Below are 555 nucleotides of genomic sequence, written 5' to 3' on the forward strand. Positions count from 1 at the left end.
ATATGGGTCGGCACACGATCATTTTCCCCTTGGCAATACGATGCCATTGCTGCCCAAGTGAGCTGCATCGGCAACAACAAAGCAAGCAAGATAATGAATGAGCGCATGGTCTGAAGGATTATAGCTACCGACCGTCCCGATCGGCAGCTATGAGGTTAATGTGCAACATGGCCATTAATCGGCGGCGATTATGCACCGTTGTACAGCGGCAAGTCAAAGGCCTTGCTTTGGGCCGGGCTGCCGGCGACGTTCGGCTTTTCAGCAGCGGCTTGAACCGGCTTGCCCAGGCGTGCAGCTTCCAGCTCGGCCACCACATCGGCGCGGGTCTTGGTGCTTTCGAACTTGATCACCGGGTAGTTGTTGCGGGCGCTCAGGTTCGCTTGATCGCGTTCGGCTTCGGTCTTGACGGTCGATTGCGCGAAGGCGGACACCGACAAAACGGTAACCATGGCGCCGAAGAGAATTTGGGTTGCTTTCATGTCATTACTCCTAGAATGGTAGTTCAAAAGATCGCCTGATCCAGGCGGTTTCGACCGCCAACTCCTTGTGTGGCGC

The 555-nt window shown here is 55.7% G+C and carries 1 protein-coding gene; it reads right to left on the reverse strand.

Annotated features, from left to right (window positions below; genetic code table 11):
- Window positions 1–188 precede the first annotated feature (188 nt).
- Complete coding sequence (locus AKL28_RS23730; RefSeq protein WP_050470719.1) at window positions 189–479, reverse strand: DUF4148 domain-containing protein; 291 nt, start codon at window positions 477–479, stop codon at window positions 189–191.
- Between the last annotated feature and the right edge of the window lie 76 nt (window positions 480–555).

The sequence above is a fragment of the Herbaspirillum chlorophenolicum genome, assembly GCF_001189955.1.
In the GTDB taxonomy this organism is placed as follows: Bacteria; Pseudomonadota; Gammaproteobacteria; order Burkholderiales; family Burkholderiaceae_D; genus Herbaspirillum; species Herbaspirillum chlorophenolicum.